The sequence below is a fragment of the Pantoea sp. S-LA4 genome (assembly GCF_054482835.1).
In genome coordinates this window covers 479,053-499,552 of sequence record NZ_JBTLRC010000002.1, presented here as the reverse complement: position 1 = coordinate 499,552, position 20,500 = coordinate 479,053, and the positions used below count along the sequence as shown (strand labels likewise).

18 protein-coding genes are annotated in these 20,500 nt (G+C 55.3%); 7 read left to right on the top strand and 11 right to left on the bottom strand.

Going from position 1 to position 20,500, the window contains the following annotated elements:
- Nucleotides 1-79: 79 nt before the first annotated feature.
- On the top strand, nucleotides 80-733 hold the full coding sequence (can, locus tag ACX3P5_RS03080) for a carbonate dehydratase (RefSeq protein ID WP_233985269.1): 654 nt from the start codon (nucleotides 80-82) through the stop codon (nucleotides 731-733).
- A 78-nt stretch (nucleotides 734-811) separates the two neighbouring features.
- On the opposite strand, the gene hpt is transcribed toward can, so the two are convergent.
- Nucleotides 812-1,348 carry a hypoxanthine phosphoribosyltransferase gene (gene hpt, locus ACX3P5_RS03075; protein WP_233985270.1) on the bottom strand — a complete coding sequence of 179 codons (537 nt, stop codon included), beginning with the start codon at nucleotides 1,346-1,348 and terminating at the stop codon, nucleotides 812-814.
- Between the two features lie 235 nt (nucleotides 1,349-1,583).
- Here hpt and ACX3P5_RS03070 point away from each other — a divergent pair, with 235 nt between their 5' ends.
- Nucleotides 1,584-2,864 carry a cystathionine gamma-synthase family protein gene (locus ACX3P5_RS03070; protein ID WP_233985271.1) on the top strand — a complete coding sequence of 427 codons (1,281 nt, stop codon included), beginning with the start codon at nucleotides 1,584-1,586 and terminating at the stop codon, nucleotides 2,862-2,864.
- Nucleotides 2,865-2,866: 2 nt separating this feature from the next.
- On the opposite strand, the gene cueO is transcribed toward ACX3P5_RS03070, so the two are convergent.
- Complete coding sequence (cueO, locus tag ACX3P5_RS03065; protein WP_458968278.1) at nucleotides 2,867-4,462, bottom strand: multicopper oxidase CueO; 1,596 nt, start codon at nucleotides 4,460-4,462, stop codon at nucleotides 2,867-2,869.
- A 180-nt stretch (nucleotides 4,463-4,642) separates the two neighbouring features.
- On the opposite strand from cueO, the gene ACX3P5_RS03060 reads away from it, so the two are divergent.
- The 4 genes from ACX3P5_RS03060 to ACX3P5_RS03045 all read left to right on the top strand — a co-directional run bounded on the left by ACX3P5_RS03060 (nucleotide 4,643) and on the right by ACX3P5_RS03045 (nucleotide 8,263).
- Complete coding sequence (locus ACX3P5_RS03060) at nucleotides 4,643-4,990, top strand: YacC family pilotin-like protein (protein WP_094119295.1); 348 nt, start codon at nucleotides 4,643-4,645, stop codon at nucleotides 4,988-4,990.
- Between the two features lie 105 nt (nucleotides 4,991-5,095).
- Entirely contained in the window at nucleotides 5,096-5,959 is an 864-nt protein-coding gene (gene speE / locus ACX3P5_RS03055; protein ID WP_233985273.1) for a polyamine aminopropyltransferase, read from the top strand.
- Nucleotides 5,960-5,987: 28 nt separating this feature from the next.
- On the top strand, nucleotides 5,988-6,797 hold the full coding sequence (gene speD, locus ACX3P5_RS03050) for an adenosylmethionine decarboxylase (RefSeq protein WP_094119293.1): 810 nt from the start codon (nucleotides 5,988-5,990) through the stop codon (nucleotides 6,795-6,797).
- 173 nt (nucleotides 6,798-6,970) lie between these two features.
- The gene (locus tag ACX3P5_RS03045; RefSeq protein ID WP_458968277.1) at nucleotides 6,971-8,263 is read left to right on the top strand and encodes a glycoside hydrolase family 28 protein; all 1,293 of its coding nucleotides are present in this window, start codon (nucleotides 6,971-6,973) and stop codon (nucleotides 8,261-8,263) included.
- A 49-nt stretch (nucleotides 8,264-8,312) separates the two neighbouring features.
- Here ACX3P5_RS03045 and ACX3P5_RS03040 read toward each other — a convergent pair whose 3' ends face one another.
- The 8 genes from ACX3P5_RS03040 to ACX3P5_RS03005 all read right to left on the bottom strand — a co-directional run bounded on the left by ACX3P5_RS03040 (nucleotide 8,313) and on the right by ACX3P5_RS03005 (nucleotide 17,605).
- On the bottom strand, nucleotides 8,313-9,077 hold the full coding sequence (locus tag ACX3P5_RS03040) for a DeoR/GlpR family DNA-binding transcription regulator (protein WP_233985275.1): 765 nt from the start codon (nucleotides 9,075-9,077) through the stop codon (nucleotides 8,313-8,315).
- Between the two features lie 6 nt (nucleotides 9,078-9,083).
- The gene (locus tag ACX3P5_RS03035; protein ID WP_458968276.1) at nucleotides 9,084-10,097 is read right to left on the bottom strand and encodes a D-threonate 4-phosphate dehydrogenase; all 1,014 of its coding nucleotides are present in this window, start codon (nucleotides 10,095-10,097) and stop codon (nucleotides 9,084-9,086) included.
- Nucleotides 10,057-11,328, bottom strand: a complete 1,272-nt coding sequence (dtnK, locus tag ACX3P5_RS03030; RefSeq protein ID WP_458968275.1) for a D-threonate kinase — start codon at nucleotides 11,326-11,328, stop codon at nucleotides 10,057-10,059. Before dtnK ends, ACX3P5_RS03035 begins: the two co-directional genes overlap by 41 nt.
- Nucleotides 11,325-12,281, bottom strand: coding sequence for a 2-keto-3-deoxygluconate permease 1 (locus ACX3P5_RS03025; protein ID WP_336755828.1), 957 nt, complete (start codon nucleotides 12,279-12,281; stop codon nucleotides 11,325-11,327). The genes dtnK and ACX3P5_RS03025 overlap by 4 nt, the downstream gene beginning before the upstream one ends.
- 279 nt (nucleotides 12,282-12,560) lie before the next feature.
- Nucleotides 12,561-12,941, bottom strand: coding sequence for a protein YacL (yacL, locus tag ACX3P5_RS03020; protein WP_336755829.1), 381 nt, complete (start codon nucleotides 12,939-12,941; stop codon nucleotides 12,561-12,563).
- A gap of 189 nt (nucleotides 12,942-13,130) precedes the next feature.
- Entirely contained in the window at nucleotides 13,131-15,728 is a 2,598-nt protein-coding gene (acnB, locus tag ACX3P5_RS03015; RefSeq protein ID WP_458968274.1) for a bifunctional aconitate hydratase 2/2-methylisocitrate dehydratase, read from the bottom strand.
- A gap of 425 nt (nucleotides 15,729-16,153) precedes the next feature.
- A complete protein-coding gene (locus tag ACX3P5_RS03010; protein ID WP_233985282.1) occupies nucleotides 16,154-17,011 on the bottom strand; it encodes an MBL fold metallo-hydrolase in 858 nt (285 codons plus the stop codon).
- A gap of 84 nt (nucleotides 17,012-17,095) precedes the next feature.
- Complete coding sequence (locus ACX3P5_RS03005; RefSeq protein ID WP_039391324.1) at nucleotides 17,096-17,605, bottom strand: phenolic acid decarboxylase; 510 nt, start codon at nucleotides 17,603-17,605, stop codon at nucleotides 17,096-17,098.
- Between the two features lie 105 nt (nucleotides 17,606-17,710).
- On the opposite strand from ACX3P5_RS03005, the gene ACX3P5_RS03000 reads away from it, so the two are divergent.
- Entirely contained in the window at nucleotides 17,711-18,607 is an 897-nt protein-coding gene (locus tag ACX3P5_RS03000; protein ID WP_233985283.1) for a LysR family transcriptional regulator, read from the top strand.
- A 415-nt stretch (nucleotides 18,608-19,022) separates the two neighbouring features.
- Here the strand turns inward: ACX3P5_RS03000 and lpdA are convergent, their stop codons facing one another.
- The gene (gene lpdA, locus ACX3P5_RS02995) at nucleotides 19,023-20,447 is read right to left on the bottom strand and encodes a dihydrolipoyl dehydrogenase (RefSeq protein ID WP_031376687.1); all 1,425 of its coding nucleotides are present in this window, start codon (nucleotides 20,445-20,447) and stop codon (nucleotides 19,023-19,025) included.
- Between the last annotated feature and the right edge of the window lie 53 nt (nucleotides 20,448-20,500).

Below are 20,500 nucleotides of genomic sequence, written 5' to 3'. Positions count from 1 at the left end.
TCTGATGCCGTTTAAATTTGTGAAGCCTTCGCCTATAGTACGCCCACGCACTCTGCGCAGTAACCGGTCGCTCAACGCCATGACAGATATCGATACCCTGATCAGTAATAACCGTGAATGGTCTAAATTACTGGTCGAAGAAGATCCCGGCTTTTTTGAGCGGCTCGCCCAGGCACAAAAACCGCGCTTCCTGTGGATTGGCTGTTCTGACAGCCGCGTCCCCGCCGAACGTCTGACCGGACTGGAACCGGGTGAACTCTTTGTCCACCGCAACGTTGCCAATCTGGTGATTCACACCGATCTCAACTGTCTTTCCGTGGTGCAGTACGCCATCGAAGTGCTGGAAGTTGAACACGTCATCGTGTGCGGTCACTACGGCTGCGGCGGCGTGCAGGCGGCGATGGATAACCCGGAACTGGGGTTGATCGACAACTGGCTGCTGCACATCCGCGACCTCTGGTACAAGCATAGCGTGTTGCTGGGGGAACTCCCGCCGGATAAACGTCTGGATAAACTGTGCGAAATCAACGTCGTTGAACAAGTCTATAACCTGGGACACTCAACCGTGCTGCAATCTGCCTGGAAACGCGGGCAAAATGTCTCACTGCATGGCTGGGTTTACGGCATTCATGACGGCTGTCTGCGTAACCTTGACGTTACGGCAAACAGCCGCGAAATCCTTGAACAACGTTACCGTCACGGCATCGCTAATCTGCTGTATAGCGAGAAATAAGCGGCATCAGGCGCGACACAGCCTACACGAAGCCGGCGCGGCTGGCCTTGGAAGAATGTGCGGTGCGGTGTGCGCGACTCAGGATTCGGTCGGCACCACTTTGCCGATATAGGGCAGATGACGATAGTGCTGCGCATAATCGATCCCGAACCCGACCACGAACTCGTCCGGAATCGCAAAGCCGACGTACTCCACGTTGACCTCCACTTCCCGGCGTTCCGGCTTGTCCAGCAGGGTACAGATGGCGAGTGACTTCGGCTGACGCAGCTGCAGAATTTCACGCACCTTGCTCAGGGTATTACCGGAGTCGATGATATCTTCGACAATCAGCACATCTTTGCCACGAATATCTTCATCCAGATCTTTCAGGATTTTCACATCGCGGCTGCTGGACATGCCGCTGCCGTAACTGGACGCGGTCATAAAATCGACTTCGTGCGGGACGTCAATGGCACGGCACAGATCGGCCATAAACATAAAAGAGCCGCGCAGCAGCCCCACCAGCACCATGTCACTGCCGCTGTCACGGTAGTGGTCATTAATCTCTTTGCCCAGTTCAGCGATGCGCGCGGCGATTGCCTGTTCAGGGATCATCACTTCAACAGTGTGTTTCATTGCTTTCAGCCCGGTTACGTCAGAAAAGCCACGAAGTCTATCATAGTCATCAGCGTGGCGGCTGCGATCGGCGCGAAGCAAACGATACCGTAGCGAAATTTATTGCCGCCCGCCGCGGGGTCGTTGCAATGCGCATTACCTTAGAACTTTCTGGCATTTACCAGCATGATTCGCTGCATGGTAGCCTTTATCCAACATATCATTACTCCACTCGCGCCGCAGGCCGGAGATCTCAATGACGTCATCAAGCAAGAAAACTCACATCGGCGATCGCCCGCTGCATCCTGAAACTCAGATGCTCAATTACGGCTACGATCCCCGTCTCTCTGAAGGTGCGGTCAAGCCACCGGTGTTCCTGACCTCAACCTTTGTCTTTGACAGCGCCGAAGAAGGACGGGATTTCTTCGATTACGTCTCAGGCCGGCGTGAACCGCCCGAAGGGAAAACGGGCGGGCTGGTCTATTCGCGCTTTAACCATCCCAACAGTGAAATCGTTGAGGATCGGCTGGCGGTCTATGAGCAGGCGGAGAGCTGTTCACTGTTCTCTTCCGGCATGGCGGCGATCGCCACGGCGCTGCTGACCTTTGCCCGACCAGGCGAGGTGATCCTGCATTCGCAGCCGCTGTATGGCGGCACCGAAACCCTGCTCAGCAAGACGATGCACAACCTGGAGATTAAGGCGGTCGGCTTTAGCGACGGGAATGACGAGAACCGGGTGCGTGAAGCGGCGCAGCAGGCGATGACGCTGGGCCGGGTCGCGATGATCCTGATCGAGACACCAGCCAATCCGACTAACAGCCTGGTGAACATCCGCCTGATGGCGCGCATCGCCGATGAGATTGACCAGCAGCAGGGCTCTCGCCCGATTATCGCCTGCGACAATACGCTGCTCGGCCCGCTGTTTCAGCAGCCGCTGACGCTGGGTGCCGATCTGTCGCTCTACTCCCTGACCAAATATGTGGGCGGTCACTCCGACCTGATTGCCGGGGCAGCGATGGGCAGTAAAAAGTTAATGGCGCAGGTCCGCGCGCTGCGCAGCGCTATCGGCACGCAACTCGATCCGCACTCCAGCTGGATGCTCAGCCGCTCGCTGGAGACGCTGTCGCTGCGCATGGAGAAAGCGTTTCACAATGCCGAGGCGGTGGCCGCCTTCCTGCGCGATCATCCGAAGGTGGCCAAGCTGCACTGGCTGCCCTATCTGGATGCAGAGAGTGCCGAAGGCAAAACCTACCACGAGCAGTGCAGCGGCGCCGGTTCGACCTTCTCGTTTGATATTGTCGGAGGTCAGCCCGCTGCATTTCGTTTTCTCAATGCGCTGGCGCTGTTCAAGCAGGCGGTGAGCCTCGGCGGCACCGAGTCGCTGGCCAGCCATCCCGGCAGCACCACCCACTCTGGCGTGCCGCAGGCGGTGCGTCAGCGTATCGGGATCACTGACGCCACGGTGCGGCTGTCGATCGGCATCGAGAACGCGGGCGACCTGATTGAAGATATCCGGCTGGCGCTGGATCAGGCCTGATTTCAGCTGACGGTGAACCCGAGCATCATGCCGGTATCTTCATGCTCCAGCAGATGACAGTGGGCCATGTAAGCATGTTCGGCGGCGGCGACGTAATTGAAGCGCACCAGGACTTCGCTGCGCCAGCCGTCGACATTCACCATATCTTTCCAGCCCTGACGATGCGGTGCCGGTGGCTTGCCGTTCTCTGACAGAATACGGAACTGGGTGCCGTGAATGTGGAACGGATGCAGCATCGCGTCGCCCTCGCCGGAAATCGTCCATTTCTCAAACTCGCCCAGCTTCACCGCAAAGGACGGTTTCGTCATGTTGAACGCCTGGCCGTTGATCTTATTGCCGTTACGGAAATCATAACCGGCCGGTTGTGCCATGCCGTGCATACTGTGATCCATACCTTCCATCGGCGGCATCGGCTCTGCCGTCTTTTTCTCCTGCATCTGCGGCATCGCGTGGTGGCCGCCCTTGCCCATCGCCTTATCACCGTAGCGCTGCATCAGCGCCTGCATACCCCGTTGATCCAGTTGCGGGTCCATCATCAGTTGCAGCCAGCGCGTGTTCAGCCCATCGGTTTTCGGCACTGGCGGCAGCGTTGCCAGCTGATCCGGCAGCGTGGCGCTGGCCATCACCCGCAGCGGCAAAATCTGCACCAGCGGCAGCGGCTGGTCGAACGGTGCCAGCGTCATGCCCATCTGCCCGACCGGCAGCGTCACCAGATCAAAGGCTTTCCCATCCGAGGTATCGATCATCACTTCAAAACGTTCGCCCGGCAGCATCGGCAGTGACGCCAGCTTCACCGGCTCGGTCAGCAGCCCGCCGTCGCTGGCGATGACATAGAGCGGACGCTGGTCACTGGCGGCAACCTGCAGCGAACGGGCATTGCAGCCATTCAGCAACCGCAACCGCAGCCAGCCGCGCGGCACCGCATGTTGCGGGTACTGCACGCCATTGGTCAGCATCATGTCGCCAAACCAGCCAACCGCTGCGCGCATCACATCCAGCTGGTAATCAATCTGACTGCCATCTTTGGTCAGCTGTTTATCCTGAAAGATCAGCGGCACGTCATCCACGCCCCATTGGGTCGGCAGCCGCAATTTACCCATTTCATCATCTTCCAGCAGGATCAGCCCGGCCAATCCCTGCGCCACCTGATGCCCGGTTTTCCCATGCAGATGCGGATGATACCAGCAGGTCGCAGCCGGTTGATCGGGAGTAAAAGAGACCTGTCGCGAGCCGCCAGCCGCGATGCTGGCCTGTGGACCGCCATCGACGGCGCCAGGGATCTCCAGCCCATGCCAGTGCAGCGTAGTGGCTTCGCTGAGCCGGTTATGAATGTTCACCGTGGCGGGCTTGCCACTTTGCAGCTTTATCGCCGGCCCGAGTAAGCTGCCGTTATAACCCCAGGTCGGCACCGCCTTACCGTTCCACTCCGTAGTGCCCTGCATAGCGGTCAGCGTGTACTGGCCCCTGGCATCCGGCAACAGCAGTGACGGAATCGGTAACAGCGGCCGGCTGGCGGCCATCAGCGAGCGGCTCCAGAGCGGCAGCGCCCCGGCCGCACTCAGGGCGGCCGTGAGTTTCAGGAATTGGCGACGTTGCATGGTAATCATCCTTGTAGCATGAGAGCAGACAGCCTAAACCCTGACCTTATGGGAAGGTCAAGCGTTACGCACCGGAATCAGCCGAAAAAAGGCGGAGAGCCGCACGGTACGGCAAATTAATCGAAAACCTGATAGTAACTGTGCTAACGTCATTAACAATATCCATTGAAGAGAACGATTATGAAGCAAAGCTTTAAGATCCTGCTGCTGACGGGACTCCTTGGCTTCTCCTCCACCAGTTTTGCCCTGAGCGAATCCGAAGCGGAAGATCTGGCCGATCTGACGGCGGTGTTCGTCTATCTGAAAAATGATTGCGGCTATCAGGATCTGCCGGATGCGCAGATCCGTAAGGCACTGGTCTTTTTTGCTCAGCAGAACCGCTGGGATTTAAGCAACTACAGCAATTACAACATGAAGGCGCTGGGCGAAGAGAGCTATCGTGACCTGAGCGGCATCGCCATCACCAACGATAAAAAATGTAAGTCGCTGGCGCGCGATTCGCTGAGCCTGCTGGCTTACGTCCGCTAATCCTCCTCTCTCTTCTGCTGGACATTTGACCGTGCAACCACGGTCAGAGTTAGCTATGATGTGCCGCCCATTTTCATGGCGATGTCATCAGAGGAGAGCCCCACCATGGCCCAAAATGAAATGTGGTATGAAACCCTTCATGCCGGTTTTGGTCAGTATTTCACCATCGATAAACAGCTCTATCGTGAGAAAACTGCGCATCAGGATTTAATCATTTTCGAAAATGCCGCGATGGGTCGCGTCATGGCGCTGGACGGCGTGGTGCAGACCACCGAGCGCGACGAATTTATCTATCATGAAATGATGACCCACGTTCCTCTGCTGGCGCACGGCGCGGCGAAAAGCGTGCTGATCATTGGCGGCGGCGATGGTGCCATGCTGCGTGAAGTGTCGCGTCATCCGCAGATCGAAAAGATCACCATGGTGGAAATCGACGCTGGCGTGGTCACCTTCTGCCGCCAGTACCTGCCGAACCACAGCGCCGGTGCCTATGACGATCCGCGCTTTACCCTGGTGATCGACGACGGCGTTAACTTCGTCAATCAGACCACCGAAAAATTTGATGTCATCATCTCTGACTGCACCGATCCCATCGGTCCCGGTGAAAGTCTGTTTACCTCAGAATTTTATGCCGGCTGCAAAGCGGCCCTTAATGAAAATGGCATCTTTGTGGCGCAGAATGGCGTCTGCTTCCTGCAACAGGATGAAGCGGTTAACAGCCATCGCAAACTGGGCCACTATTTTTCCGATGTCAGCTTCTATCAGGCGGCAATTCCGACCTATTACGGCGGCATCATGACCTTTGCCTGGGCGAGTGACAATCCGGCGCTGCGCCAGATCGATAGCGCTACCCTGCAGGCGCGTTTTGAGGCCGCTGGCCTGACCTGCCGTTACTATACACCGGCAATCCATACCGGCAGTTTTGCCCTGCCGCAATATCTGTTGAATGCGTTATCCGCCACACGCTGATGGCACATTTCTAAGGGGGTGAATAAAATTGCAAAAGCTAAAACTACATGGCTTCAACAACCTGACTAAGAGCCTGAGTTTTTGTATTTACGATATTTGCTATGCGAATACTGAAGCTGAACGCGATGGTTATATTGCCTACATTGATGAGCAATATAACGCTAATCGTCTGACCGAAATTCTGACCGAGACCTGCTCGATCATTGGTGCCAACGTGCTGAACATTGCGCGCCAGGATTATGAGCCGCAGGGTGCCAGCGTCACCATTCTGGTCAGCGAAGAACCGATCGATCCGAAAGATATCGATAACTCGGAACACCCTGGCCCGTTGCCAAATTCGGTAGTGGCCCATCTGGATAAGAGCCATATCTGCGTACACACCTATCCGGAAAGTCATCCGGAAGGCGGACTCTGTACCTTCCGCGCCGATATTGAAGTCTCAACCTGCGGCGTGATTTCACCGCTGAAAGCGCTGAATTACCTGATTCACCAGCTGGAATCTGACATCGTGACGGTCGATTACCGGGTGCGCGGTTTTACCCGTGACGTAAAAGGGATGAAGCACTTTATCGATCATGAAATTAATTCGATCCAGAACTTCATGTCGGATGATATGAAGGCGATGTATGACATGGTGGATGTGAACGTTTATCAGGAGAACATCTTCCATACCAAGATGTTGCTGAAAGAGTTCGATCTCAAGCACTACCTGTTCAACACCCAGCCTGAAGATCTCAGCCCGCAGGAACACAAGCGAATCACCGACCTGCTGTGGAAAGAGATGCGTGAAATTTATTACGGCAGAAATATCCCGTCAGTGGGCTTAAAGACGCTGTAATCGTAGGTGGCGGCGCGCTGACTGCAGCATCGGGCGCGCCTTCCCTCCCTGTCACTTCAACTTCCCCATCATCGCAACGTCTCCAATACCCGATCGCCAACAATAATTTTTCCGTCTGAGGATGATATTTTCAGCGCTGGACGCTTCTCTTTCATCCCACGACAGGCAAAAAAATGGCAAGAATTAACGTAATGGATTTCGATGCCGTACCGGACGCCACCTCTCTTTCTACCCAGGCGATTCAACGCGCCATCGACAGCGCAACCGACGGCGATACCGTACTGATTCCGGCTGGACGCTTTCTCAGCGGAGCTCTTTTTTTAAAGAGCAACATGACGCTGGAGCTGGCTGACAATGCGGTGCTGCTTGGCAGTCAGCAGCTGGAAGATTATCCACAAATCGACAGCCGCGTGGCGGGGATTGATATGGTCTGGCCGGCGGCGCTTCTTAACATCAATCATTGCCGAAACGTCACGCTGTGCGGCAATGGCACAATTGATGGGCAAGGCGCCGTCTGGTGGCATAAATTCTGGGGCGATGATGAAAATAGTGGGATGCTGGCGGAATACAGCCAGCGCGGCCTGCGCTGGGTGGTGGATTACGACTGCCAGCGGCCACGCAACCTGGTGGTGTATCACAGTGAGAACGTGACGCTGGCGGGCTTTACCTCACGGGATTCCGGCTTCTGGAATGTTCACGTCTGTTATTCAACGCAGATTATTTTGCAGGGTCTGCGGGTGCTGAACCAGACAGGCCCCAGTACCGACGGCATCGATATTGATTCCAGCCAGCAGGTTCGCGTCGAAGGCTGTACCGTTTCCTGCAATGACGACAATATCTGCGTGAAATCGGGACGCGGTGCCGAAGCGCAACAGCTGGGCAGAACGGCGCGCGATATTATTATTCGCGACTGTACGCTGCTGAAGGGCTCGGGCATTACGCTGGGCAGCGAAACCTCTGGCGGTATTGAAAATGTCATTATCGAGCACAATCGCTTTTCCGGTACCGGAGTCGGATTTCGCATTAAGTCAGCCCGCAACCGCGGGGGATGGATCAGCAATATTATTGTCCGCCACCTGACGCTTGAGGATGTTTGCTATCCCTTTATGCTCCAGCTGAACTGGTTCCCGCAGTACAGCTACAGCGCGCAGTCAGCCGACGCAGAACAGCCGCCGCACTGGCGAAAACTGGCATCGGGCGTAGAGGGGCTGGCCGGGCTGACGCGAGTGGAGAATATTACCATCAGCCACATTACCAGTAGCCTGAGTCAACCCGCCCTGTTTTCACGCGCGTTTTTTATTGAAGGCGCGGCGGAACAGCCGATTGATCAGTTACGTTTCAGTGATATCCGGCTACAGGCGCAGGAATTTGGCAAGATAGCCGGCGTCAGTAATCTGATCTTTGAACGGGTCAGCGTTGATGCACCCGCCGCAACGCTGACAGAGAATGATGCTTATCATCGCTAGCGATACCTCTGACGACAGATGGCTGCGGGACAAGCCCATTGAAACGTCTTCAGGTTGAAGTCAGTGCGAGCGTAATCCCGCGCTCGCGCAGGGCGAGGCCGACCTCTTCCTCTAACCGGCAGTCAGTGACCACATCGGTCAGGCTTTCCAGCGGCACGGCGCAAAACAGCGACCAGGAACCATATTTGCTGCTGTCTGCCAGCAATATCCGGCGAGAAGCATTGGCCAGCAGATCGTGTTTCAGTCCGGCTTTTTCCTCCGTTGGCGTGGTAATACCGCGCTCCAGGCTCCACGAATTACAGCTGACAAAAGCGATATCGGGATTGATGCCGCGCAACAGCCGGCGGCCGTGCTCGCCAATACAGGACTGGCTGGAATCATCAATGCGACCCCCGATAATCGTCACCTCAATCTGCCTGAATTCCGACAAAAACAGCGCAATGTGCAGATCGGCGGTAATCACCCGCAGCGGCAGATGGGTCAGCTGCCGTGCCAGCTCCAGCATGGTGGTACCGGCATCCAGCACCACCGAATCGCCCGCCTGAACAAAACGGGCAGCACAGGCCGCAATCGCCTGCTTTTCGGCCAGGTTACGCTGCATTTTCTCCAGCGTCGTCGGTTGCGTGGGAATAAAGCGGTTGAGGGTAACGCCGCCATGACTGCGGCTGATGACCCCTTCTTTATCCAGCTTAATCAAATCACGTCGAATGGTAGCCGGTGAGGCGGAGATGGCACTGACCAGTTGCTCAACAGTCACCAGATTATGGCTTTTCAGGTAATCCATAATCTGGTCAAGACGGCTCTGTCCCTTCATATATCCCTATGCGAGCTGCATCGCGAGTTTGATAGAGATCGCCATGCTCTCAGACTTCGCTTTACCTGTCCAGGCGATATCAAACGCGGTGCCGTGGTCCGCCGAGGTGCGGATAAACGGCAGGCCCGCCGTGATGTTAACCCCGTCGTAGAATCCCAGCAGTTTAAGCGGAATATGCCCCTGATCGTGGTACATCGCGACCACCATGTCATACCGTCCATCCTGGCACTGCAGGAACACCGTGTCCGGCGGACAAGGCCCGTAGACATCAATCCCCTGCGCTTTCATCGCCTCAATAGCGGGTGCCACGGTGGTGATCTCCTCATCGCCAAACAGGCCGTTTTCACCGGCGTGCGGATTCACGCCCGCCACTGCAATGCGCGGCTGGGTATAACCGACCCGACGCAGGAAGGTGTCCGCCATCCCGATCACCGTCTCAATGCGTGAGCGGCTCAGGGTATCGAGGAATTTACGCAGCGCAATATGGGTGGTGACGTGAATGACTTTCAGCTTATCGGTATAGAGCACCATGGCGTAATCACGACTGTTAGTCAGTTTTGCCAGTAACTCTGTGTGACCCGGATAAAGATGGCCCGCCGCATGCAGCGCCTCTTTATTCAACGGCGCGGTGGCAATGGCGTGTACTTCGCCCGCCAGCGCAAGTTCGGCGGCACGCTTTACGCAACGGTATGCCAGATCCCCTGCCTGAGCCTGCACTTTCCCTGGTGCTAGCGATGCGGGATCTTTTAACGGCTCATCAATAACATTGATTACCCCTGGCATAAAGCGTGCCTCCGAAACCCTGTTAATCAGGTTAAGTTCTGAGGGAGGTGTAATTGCTAAAGCCTGGATGCGCTTTAGCGTGAGCAGACAACCAATCACCACGACCTTCGCGCCAGAGAGCTCGCCACCGGCAAGGGACTTAATGATAATTTCAGGACCGATCCCTGCCGGATCGCCCATGGTGACTGCAACGATTTTACTTCCCACTGTACATCTCCTCGATAAAATAAAGTGCATCACGCAGCGTGGTTTGACAGCCAAAACCGCCCGCTTTGGTAATTACCGGCAAGTCATCAATTTCACTATTAATAAAGGTGCCGCAGGGTATGCAGGGAGCCACTTCCGCATTGATACGATAGCCTTCAGCCCCCAAGGCGCGGGCGACAGCAATAGCGATATCGCCGCCCGTCAGAAACAGACCGCCAATCTGCGTATGCGTGATAATACGCAGCGTTATTTCGCCCAGCGCCTGGCTGATACGATCCCCCAGTTGCTGACGGCTGAGCTGCATCGTTTCGCAAAGTTGCTCAATACGGCGTCGTTCATCACTATCACGACAGGTACGCAATGCGCAGTGACGGCGGGTTTTCAGCATGTCGATAGCGCGTCCGGCAATCTGCTGGCAAGCGTGAGTCGCGTCTTCCAGCAACAGGGCTTCGACGTCGATATCAACAATCCCCAGCAGCTCTTCCTGTTGCGCAAAAGTAATCTGTTGCCGGGTCACTTCGCTCATTGAACCGGCAACCACCAGCACAGGCAGCCGCTGCCTGTCGCTAAGGTAACTTTCAGCGGGCAACGCATTAGCAAACCCTGCGGCACCGACTAGCAGTAATGAGGTGGTGAGGTGAGGAAGACACTGAGCTAACAAAGCCAGGTCACTTTCCTGCACGGCATCAATAACGACGATACCGCGCTCCTGATGACCCAGCGCCGCCAGCCTTTCGGCAAGTCTGCCACTGCGCACAACGGCCAAATCCACTTCATAAACAGGTATCCGGGTTTGCGCCTCAATAAGCGTCCGGATATGTGAAGAGAGGATCGGCGTTTTCGGATCGCTGGCATATTCCGTTTCAGCCAGTGGCACATCAAAAACCCGGCATTCTCCCTGCAACGTTGTTCGTCCCGCAGCCGGAATAGCCGCCGCGATAAGGGCAAGCTGCGCACCACTGGCCTGCATCGCAGCCTCGATCTCAGCGCCGACATTGCCACGAAAGGTTGAGTCAATTTTTTTATACACAACAGGCCGATCAACGCTGCCGCAAAAAGGTTGTAATGCGGTCAACACTTTTTGGCGGGCATCGTCAGGTGTCAGCGCCCGGCTCTCCGTGTTGATGACCAGCACATCACACCCCCGCGCAGGCTTGTGCTGGTCGCTCAGCAGCACATCGATCCGCGCGCCTTTTTTAGCCAGCTGCACCCCGGTATCATTTGCACCAGTAAAATCATCGGCAATGACGACCATTTTCATGCAGCATTCTCCTCTCTGGCCGCTTTCGCAGAGACGCGTCTGGCGACCCATGAACTGAGGACAGGAGTCAGGATCGCCGTGGTGATAACTGAAGCTGCAATCAGGGGCGCCGCCGCCGCCGCCACCGCTGCCATCGAAGGATCAGCCTGGGCTATGGCCAGCGGTGTCGCCACGGCATTACCCGCCGTGCTGGAGGCCGCTGCACCCGCAATACCCGATCCACCCACCAGGCGATCGGCGCGAATATTAAAAAATCCGCCCACAAAGGTCGTGATGAACCCTAAAAGAATGCCGGCCAGTCCGCCCTGAAGAAGCATCTCCAGATTGATGCCAGCCCCTAAGGCAAAAGCGAAGAAAGGGATCAACAGCGGGCCGCCTTTGGTGAGAAATTCACGCATATTGTGATCAAGGTTTCCGAGTAGCATACCGACCAGTAAAGGCACCAGCACCGCGACCAGAGCCATCAGCGGAATATTGGCCATACCGGCCGCCCCCAACGCGATCAGGGTAAAGAAAGGACCATCGTTCAGCGATAATACCGAGATAGCACCGACATCCCGCTCATTGCCAAACTCGCCGACCAGCGCAGCATACAAGCCTCCGTTAGAGTTGCTCATTGCTGCAATAATGGCGATGCCGGTCAGGCCGAATATTCCCTCTGCCCCGAACAGATGTTCGACTCCCAGACCCAGTGCAACCGCAACCAGCAATTTAGTCAGCGTGATGGTTCCACCCTGTAGCAGCGCATGAGGCGCAGCTTTAAAACTGATGCCTGCGCCCATGCACAATAAAAAGGCGCCAATCAGTGTCGCTGCGCCATTTTTAAACAATGCGGTCGTGAAACCGCCAATATTCAGCGCTGCAGGATAAAAGGTGTTGATCAACGCACCGATAACCAGCGGGACGACCATCATCCCTCCCGGGACTTTTTCTATTGCCGCCTTTAGTTTCATATTACACCCAGAATGATTTTAAATAGTCAAAATGATTGTAATAGATCAAATAAAAACAAATGTGAGGTCAGTCGCAGATAAATAATAAGCAAAATGATTAATTTTGCTCATTTGGTCCTGCAGGTTACAACCAGCAGCCAGACCGGCGATCCTCAACAGAGCGGGTAGGAAGAGACAGAAAGACAGGAATGGAGGTAATGAAAACCGAATCAGCGGGAAGCGCACCCGGCGAAACTAAACAGGTGCACTCAAAAGGAGCGGGATTAACAGGCCGAAAAGTTACGTCCGGCTTTTATTACCATACTGATTGACGAACTGGCGATAGGCGGCGATCACCAGCAGGAAATCTTCAATGCCGCAGAATGAGAGGCTCTCTTCGTCGTAGTAGTTCATCCCCTCTTCCATGCCGTCATCTTCCAGCGCCAGCAGGTTGGCGCGGATCATCACCTCTTCCTCATCCAGCAGGATGGTGTACTCGCTGCCGACGCGCTGCCATTGCCGCACGCTGCCTTTCACATCTTCGATTGCGGCTTCGACTTCATCCAGCAGGCCAGGATCGTCTCTGACCTCTTCATTGAACCAGTGGCCGACCGCTTCGTGATCCATCGACATGCGCACCTTAATCTGGCCGGTCACATCGCGTAAAAATTCATATTCCATCGCCCGTTCCTCTCTACATCATCGCGTCACGTTATCAGTGTCAGCGCTGCCTCAACGGCAAAGTGTGACAAGTGGCGCATTATTGCAGGCTGTCCGGCGAAATGCAGCTTTTCATCGCGCCGGTTGCCGTCGCACAGACGAAAAAAAGGGGCGAATCATCGCCCCTTTTTACGGCTATCGGTCAGTGAATCAGACTGCAGTCTGGAAAATCACGCCGTCAGCTTTGTCGGTGTACTGCGTCAGCTGGTCGAAGTTGAGATAGCGATAAGTGTCGCTGGCGGTTTTATCCACCTGCGCCATAAATTGCTGATACTCATCCGGCGTTGGCAAACGGCCTAACAGTGAGGCCACTGCCGCCAGCTCGGCTGATGCCAGGTAGACGTTCGCGCCGGTACCCAGACGGTTCGGGAAGTTACGGGTTGAGGTGGAGACCACCGTCGCACCGTCCGCCACGCGTGCCTGGTTACCCATGCAGAGTGAACAGCCTGGGATCTCGATACGCGCCCCGCTCTTACCGAATACGCTGTAGTAGCCTTCTTCGGTCAGCTGCGCCGCATCCATCTTGGTTGGCGGTGCCACCCACAGACGAGTCGGTAACTGCCCTTTATGGCTATCCAGCAGCTTACCGGCTGCACGGAAGTGACCGATGTTGGTCATGCACGATCCGATGAAGACTTCATCGATCTTCTCGCCCTGCACATCAGAGAGCAGACGGGCATCATCCGGATCGTTTGGTGCGCAGAGGATCGGCTCTTTAATATCTGCCAGATCGATCTCAATCACCGCGGCATATTCCGCATCCGCATCCGCTTCCAGCAGCTGTGGATCCGCCAGCCATTTCTCCATCCCTTCAACACGACGCTCCAGCGTACGACGATCGCCATAGCCTTCAGCAATCATCCACTTCAGCAGAACGATGTTGGAGTTCAGGTATTCAATGATCGGGTCTTTATCCAGCTTGATGGTACAGCCCGCCGCTGAACGTTCCGCTGACGCATCTGACAGCTCAAACGCCTGCTCCACTTTCAGATCCGGCAGACCTTCAATCTCCAGGATGCGGCCAGAGAAGATGTTTTTCTTACCTTTCTTCTCAACGGTCAGCAGACCCTGTTTGATGGCATACAGCGGGATGGCGTGAACCAGATCGCGCAGCGTAATGCCTGGCTCCATTTTACCTTTGAAGCGCACCAGCACCGATTCCGGCATGTCGAGCGGCATCACGCCGGTCGCGGCGGCAAACGCCACCAGGCCTGAACCCGCCGGGAAAGAGATACCGATCGGGAAACGGGTATGTGAATCACCGCCGGTGCCGACGGTATCCGGCAGCAGCATACGGTTCAGCCAGCTGTGGATGATGCCGTCACCCGGACGCAGCGACACACCGCCACGGTTCATGATGAAGTCGGGCAGCGTATGGTGCGTATTCACATCCACTGGCTTAGGATAAGCCGCGGTGTGACAGAATGATTGCATCACCAGATCGGTTGAGAAACCGAGGCACGCCAGATCTTTCAGCTCATCACGGGTCATCGGACCGGTGGTATCCTGCGATCCCACTGAGGTCATTTTCGGTTCGCAATAGGCGCCCGGACGAACACCCTCGACGCCACAGGCGCGGCCGACCATCTTCTGTGCCAGCGAGAAACCGCGGGTGCTCTCCGCGACATCTTTCGCCTGACGGAATACGGTGCTGTGCGGCAGACCCAGCGACTCACGCGCTTTGGTGGTCAGGCCACGACCGATGATCAGCGGAATACGGCCACCGGCGCGCACTTCGTCAATCAGCACTTCAGTTTTCAGTTCGAAGCTGGCCAGCAGTTCGTTGGTCTGATGGTTGCGCACTTCGCCTTTGAATGGATAGATGTCGATGACATCGCCCATGTTCAGGTTGTTCACATCCACTTCGATCGGCAGTGCGCCCGCATCTTCCATGGTGTTGAAGAAGATTGGAGCAATTTTGCTGCCCAGCACCACGCCGCCGCCTTTTTTGTTCGGCACGTTCGGGATGTCGTCGCCCATAAACCACAGCACCGAGTTGGTGGCGGATTTACGTGAGGAACCGGTACCGACGACGTCACCGACGTACGCCAGCGGGAAGCCTTTAGCCTGCAGCGCCTGGATCTGTTTGATCGGGCCAACGTTGCCTGGCTCATCCGGCTCAATGCCTTCACGGGCATTTTTCAGCATCGCTAACGCGTGCAGTGGGATGTCAGGACGTGACCAGGCATCCGGAGCCGGAGAGAGATCATCGGTGTTGGTTTCGCCGGTGACTTTGAACACCGTAACGGTAATTTTTTCTGCCAGTTCAGGGCGTGACAGATACCATTCCGCATCGGCCCACGATTGCATCACCTGCTTCGCGTATTCATTGCCCGCTTTCGCTTTCTCTTCCACATCATAGAAGCTGTCGAACATCAGCAGCGTGTGTGAAAGGGCTTTGGCCGCGATCGGTGCCAGTTCCTGGTCTTCCAGCGCATCGATCAGCGGATGAATATTGTAACCGCCCTGCATGGTGCCGAGCAGTTCAACCGCTTTTTCAGGAGAGATCAGAGGAGAGGTGGCTTCGCCTTTGGCGACAGCGGCCAGGAAACCCGCTTTAACGTACGCCGCTTCATCGACGCCCGGTGGAACACGGTTGACCAACAGATCGGTCAGAAATTCTTCTTCACCCGCAGGTGGATTTTTTAGCAGTTCAACCAGCGCGGCCATTTGGGAAGCATCTAAAGGCTTAGGTACGATCCCTTCTGCGGCACGCTCGGCAACGTGCTTACGGTATTCTTCTAGCACGACGTTATCCTCGCTCTCATTATGTAGGGCTTTCCGACCACCTTGCTCACTTATGGAGAACAACCTTACCTTATGATGTCCAGGTTGAGGTGCCCGGTTTCGCGGAGGGCAGAATAGCAGGATTTCGGGTGTTTGTTAATCTGTTTACAAAAATACAACATTAAATGCATAACCGTTTCTGCCGGTTTCCTGCCTGCTGGCACCGGGCATCTGAACCACAAACAGGCCAGCAAAGCAGGCGATCGCGCGGCAGAAAAGCGTCACGACTGAATAACGCGCCGGTCAGGGTTAATCAGGCAGTGAATTGTCTGAAATGCATAACGCGCAGGAATAGAAGACGCGGCAGGATTAACGTTTTGGCGGGAATGGCCCGGATTGGGCCGTGGCCGTTAAGGCCAGCCTGAACCGGCCTGATAGCGTAACGGCTAGAGCGTGGTTTTCATTTCGCGCAGTGATTCAGGCCAGTCGCCAGGCCAGACATAGTGATCTTTCAGAATTCTGGCGCTGTAGTCGAGGCAGATTTTCACCGGCAGGTTGGGATAGATTCTCTCCATCTCCGCGATCAGCTCCTCGCTGTTGTTAACCCGATGCAGCGCATTAATAAAATCGTTGATATAGCGGCGGGTAAAGCCAATTGCTGACGGACTCAGCGTTGGCGTGGTGCAGGAGTGACCGGGGATCACCACTTTCGGTGCCAGCGCTTCCAGCGTATCCAGGCTCTGCATCCACTTCGCCATCCGTTCCGGCGTGCGCATGTCGGCAATCCAGACGTGGGCATCGGCAAACACCACATCGGAGGCGATCAGCGTGCGGGTCGAAGGGATCCAGAGCGGTGTCACCCGGATACAATCGCCGCTGAGCAGTCCGAGGATGTTAATCGGCTGGCCTTCCAGATAGAGCGTCTCCTCCTCAATCTCGGTAATCGGATAGGTGGTGCGAGCCCCATTCGCTTTCAGAACCTGCCTGCCCCAGTAATCAATTTTGAAGTCAAAAGCGTCGTTAACGTCTTCCGCCACCTGCTTGTAAGAGAGGATTTCAGCGTGCGGGAAAACAGACTTAATGACTTCAAGACCAAGAAAGTGATCGGGATGCAGGTGGGTAATGAATATCCGTTTTAGCTCAAGACCGGTTTCAATAATCTCTGCCACCAGTCGATGCGCATTTGCCAGGGTAAACTGCGCATCCACCAGCATCACCTCTTTTTCGCCCATGATAAGAGTGGAGCTGACCCCGAATCCATCATGGGCATCACTGCTGATAAAAACCTTTGTCGATAATTCCATTTTTCGTCCTCGCAAAACAGATCAGAAGCTACAAGACAGAAACTGCTATTAAGAAGAGGTCGTCATGACCTCTTCTGTGCAGGCTTAATTTTTCAGGTTGTCCGGAAAATTCGCTGGCAACTGGTCAGGTGGGCAGTCGATCACGCTTTCGTTATTTTCACCCACATCGCGGATTACGGTCAGCGTTGCGAACTCATCAATCACTTCGGTTGGATAAGCCGGACCCGCTTCGCGGAATTTTGCCATCTCTTCCAGATGATCATTCTGGAAGCAGACGGTTTTTTCCGGGTTGTTCATGACCCAGCGTGGGAAGAAGATGGTGCCATGGAAAATTTTATCAGCCAGATTAACGGCCAGGCTGACATCGGTGCCGGTTGGTTCAGTCCAGGAAACTTTATAGACATCCTGCGCCAGACGAACAACATAGACATGCTGATTTTTAACCCAGCGATTACCGACCATACCGCTGTGAATGCGATAGTCGATGGTGCTGGCATTTTTGATGTAGAGCTCGTAATTCCAGCCGTTGTCATAGGTGTAAACCAGATGTTTGCCGACGATGCCTGACAGGTCATGTTTATCAAAAGTGCTCATGATTAATTCCTCATTTGTTTTCCTTGAGGAGATTATTGCGCGTTACAAAAACGATTAATAACGCTATTTTTAACGCTAATTCATTCAAATTTTCGATGAGTATCCATGCATAAAACGACACTCGAACAGTGGTTCCTGCTCGACTCGGTAGTAAAGGAAGGCAGTTTTGCGCTGGCGGCAGAAAAAAATAACCGTAGCCAGTCCTCAGTCAGCTATCAGATTGGCCTGTTGCAGCAGCGACTGGACATCGCGCTACTGCAACAAGAAGGACGACGCGCGGTACTGACGGCGGAGGGCGAGCAGTTGCTGGCGCAGGCGCGTCCGCTGCTGACCGGTTTTAGCAGCCTGGAAGCGCAGGCTGCCGCCTTGCAGCGCGGTGAACCCTCGCGTGTCGACCTGATGGTCGATGCCATTGCGCCCAAGCCACTGCTGTTTACGGTGCTGCATCAGTTTCAGCAGCGTTATCCGCACGTCCGCGTCTGGTTCAGCGAAATCGTCCGCAGCGAAACGCCCGCCAGACTGGCGGAGCAGCAGGCCGATCTCTGGCTGGTAGCGCGCAGTGATGACGAACCGTTAGCCGGGGAAAGTCTGATGAGCGTTGACTTTATTGCGGTCGCTCATCGCGATCATCCTCTGCACAGCGAGCCGGCACCGCTCAGTGCCGCCGCTCTGGCGCGCTGGCCCTGCATCACCATCCTCGATCGCCAGCAACAGCAGCAGTCAGAGGTCAGCGGTGAGCAGGCCGAGAACTGGTCGTTCACCACCCTGTCGGCAGCCATTGAGGCGGTGCAGCATCAGCTGGGCTATGGCTGGTTGCCGGAGAAGAACATTGCCGCGCTACTGGCCAGCGGCGAGCTGCGCCCGCTCCCGCTGCTGCAGGGCCGTAGACGCTCAACCTCGCTGATGCTGCGCATTAATGAAGAGAGATTGCCAGGCAATGCGGCGATCGCCGTACTGGCACAGATGTTTATCGACCAGGTGGCGGTTGATCGGCAAAGTTGATGGGTTGTGGATGGTTTGCGCGAGAGGATGAGTAAGGGTTGAGGTGGTTTTTCCCGGTTGGTGTGGGGAACAATGGAATGCCTGCAGCGCCGCCATCCTGCGCAACGGTTTATCCCCGCTGGCGCGGGGAACACACCTCCTGCCTGCTGCTGCCATGTTCTATTCACGGTTTATCCCCGCTCACGCGGGGAACACTCCATTAAGCATTATCTTGCTCTGTTCATCTGCGGTTTATCCCCGCTCGCGCGGGGAACACGCTAAAATTATCCGTTTGATTACTAACTACTTTTTAGCCACCACTAATTCTACCGAATTTTACACCCAGACTTAACCCAAATGCACACTTAATCGCCAGCACAAAATTCAGGCAAAAAAAAGCTCCCGTAAAGGGAGCTTTTCTATCGGGCAATGAGGCTTATTTCTTTTTCGCTTTCGCGTTAGGCAGATCGGTGATGCTGCCTTCAAAGATTTCTGCCGCCAGACCCACAGACTCGTGCAGCGTCGGGTGAGCATGGATGGTCAGCGCAATATCTTCCGCATCACAACCCATCTCGATCGCCAGACCGATTTCACCCAGCAGCTCGCCGCCGTTGGTGCCGACAATCGCGCCACCGATCACCCGGTGCGTCTCTTTGTCGAAAATCAGTTTGGTGATGCCGTCTGCACAGTCAGAAGCGATAGCACGACCTGAGGCTGCCCACGGGAAGGTGGCGGTCTCGTAGCTGATGCCTTTCTCTTTCGCTTCTTTCTCGGTCAGACCAACCCAGGCAACTTCTGGCTCGGTATAGGCGATGGATGGGATCACTTTCGGATCGAAGTAGTGCTTCAGACCGGAGATCACTTCCGCCGCGACGTGGCCTTCATGCACGCCTTTGTGCGCCAGCATTGGCTGACCGACGATGTCGCCGATAGCGTAGATGTGCGGCACATTGGTACGCATCTGCTTGTCGACGCGAATGAAGCCGCGATCGTCCACTTCCACGCCCGCTTTGCCGGCATCCAGACCTTTGCCATTCGGTACACGACCGATAGCCACCAGCACCGCATCGTAACGCTGTGCTTCGCCTGGTGCTTTTTTACCTTCCATGGAAACGTAAATGCCATCGTCTTTTGCTTCAACGGCGGTCACTTTGGTTTCCAGCATCAGGTTAAATTTCTTGCTGATTTTTTTGGTGAAGACTTTCACCACATCTTTATCCGCAGCCGGGATGACCTGATCGAACATCTCGACCACATCGATCTCTGAACCCAGCGCATGATAGACCGTCGCCATTTCCAGACCGATGATACCGCCACCCATAACCAGCAGGCGCTTCGGTACTTCTTTCAGCTCCAGCGCATCGGTTGAGTCCCAGACGCGTGGATCTTCATGTGGAATGAACGGCAGTTCGATTGGGCGTGAACCCGCAGCGATGATGGCGTTATCGAAGTTGATGGTGGTCGCGCCGCCTTCTCCTTCAACCACCAGCGTGTTAGCACCGGTGAATTTGCCCAGGCCATTAACCACTTTCACTTTACGACCTTTTGCCATACCTGACAGGCCGCCAGTTAACTGGTTAATTACCTTTTCTTTCCAGCTGCGAATTTTGTTGATATCAGTCGATGGCTGACCAAACACAATGCCGTGCTCTTCAAGGGCTTTCGCCTCTTCAATCACTTTAGCAACGTGCAGCAGCGCTTTAGATGGGATACAACCGACGTTCAGACAAACACCGCCAAGGGTGCTGTAACGCTCTACCAGTACGGTTTCCAGACCTAAATCCGCGCAACGGAAGGCTGCAGAGTAACCTGCAGGACCCGCCCCAAGTACTACGACCTGGGTTTTAATCTCTGTACTCATCATGACCTCTTATTTGATATCCGGCGGGTCAGACGTTCTTATGATGCCCTTGT

Excerpts from the sequence above, each read along its gene's own strand:
- can (WP_233985269.1), top strand. The coding sequence starts at position 80 with ATGACAGATATCGATACCCTGATCAGTAATAACCGTGAATGGTCTAAA.
- hpt (WP_233985270.1), bottom strand. The coding sequence starts at position 1,348 with ATGAAACACACTGTTGAAGTGATGATCCCTGAACAGGCAATCGCCGCG.
- ACX3P5_RS03060 (WP_094119295.1), top strand. The coding sequence starts at position 4,643 with ATGAAGCAAAGCTTTAAGATCCTGCTGCTGACGGGACTCCTTGGCTTC.
- ACX3P5_RS03010 (WP_233985282.1), bottom strand. The coding sequence starts at position 17,011 with ATGGAATTATCGACAAAGGTTTTTATCAGCAGTGATGCCCATGATGGA.
- ACX3P5_RS03025 (WP_336755828.1), bottom strand. The coding sequence starts at position 12,281 with ATGAAACTAAAGGCGGCAATAGAAAAAGTCCCGGGAGGGATGATGGTC.
- ACX3P5_RS03070 (WP_233985271.1), top strand. The coding sequence starts at position 1,584 with ATGACGTCATCAAGCAAGAAAACTCACATCGGCGATCGCCCGCTGCAT.
- ACX3P5_RS03005 (WP_039391324.1), bottom strand. The coding sequence starts at position 17,605 with ATGAGCACTTTTGATAAACATGACCTGTCAGGCATCGTCGGCAAACAT.
- yacL (WP_336755829.1), bottom strand. The coding sequence starts at position 12,941 with ATGGAATATGAATTTTTACGCGATGTGACCGGCCAGATTAAGGTGCGC.
- ACX3P5_RS03045 (WP_458968277.1), top strand. The coding sequence starts at position 6,971 with ATGGCAAGAATTAACGTAATGGATTTCGATGCCGTACCGGACGCCACC.
- ACX3P5_RS03040 (WP_233985275.1), bottom strand. The coding sequence starts at position 9,077 with ATGAAGGGACAGAGCCGTCTTGACCAGATTATGGATTACCTGAAAAGC.
- ACX3P5_RS03035 (WP_458968276.1), bottom strand. The coding sequence starts at position 10,097 with ATGCACTTTATTTTATCGAGGAGATGTACAGTGGGAAGTAAAATCGTT.
- speE (WP_233985273.1), top strand. The coding sequence starts at position 5,096 with ATGGCCCAAAATGAAATGTGGTATGAAACCCTTCATGCCGGTTTTGGT.
- dtnK (WP_458968275.1), bottom strand. The coding sequence starts at position 11,328 with ATGAAAATGGTCGTCATTGCCGATGATTTTACTGGTGCAAATGATACC.
- ACX3P5_RS03000 (WP_233985283.1), top strand. The coding sequence starts at position 17,711 with ATGCATAAAACGACACTCGAACAGTGGTTCCTGCTCGACTCGGTAGTA.
- cueO (WP_458968278.1), bottom strand. The coding sequence starts at position 4,462 with ATGCAACGTCGCCAATTCCTGAAACTCACGGCCGCCCTGAGTGCGGCC.
- lpdA (WP_031376687.1), bottom strand. The coding sequence starts at position 20,447 with ATGAGTACAGAGATTAAAACCCAGGTCGTAGTACTTGGGGCGGGTCCT.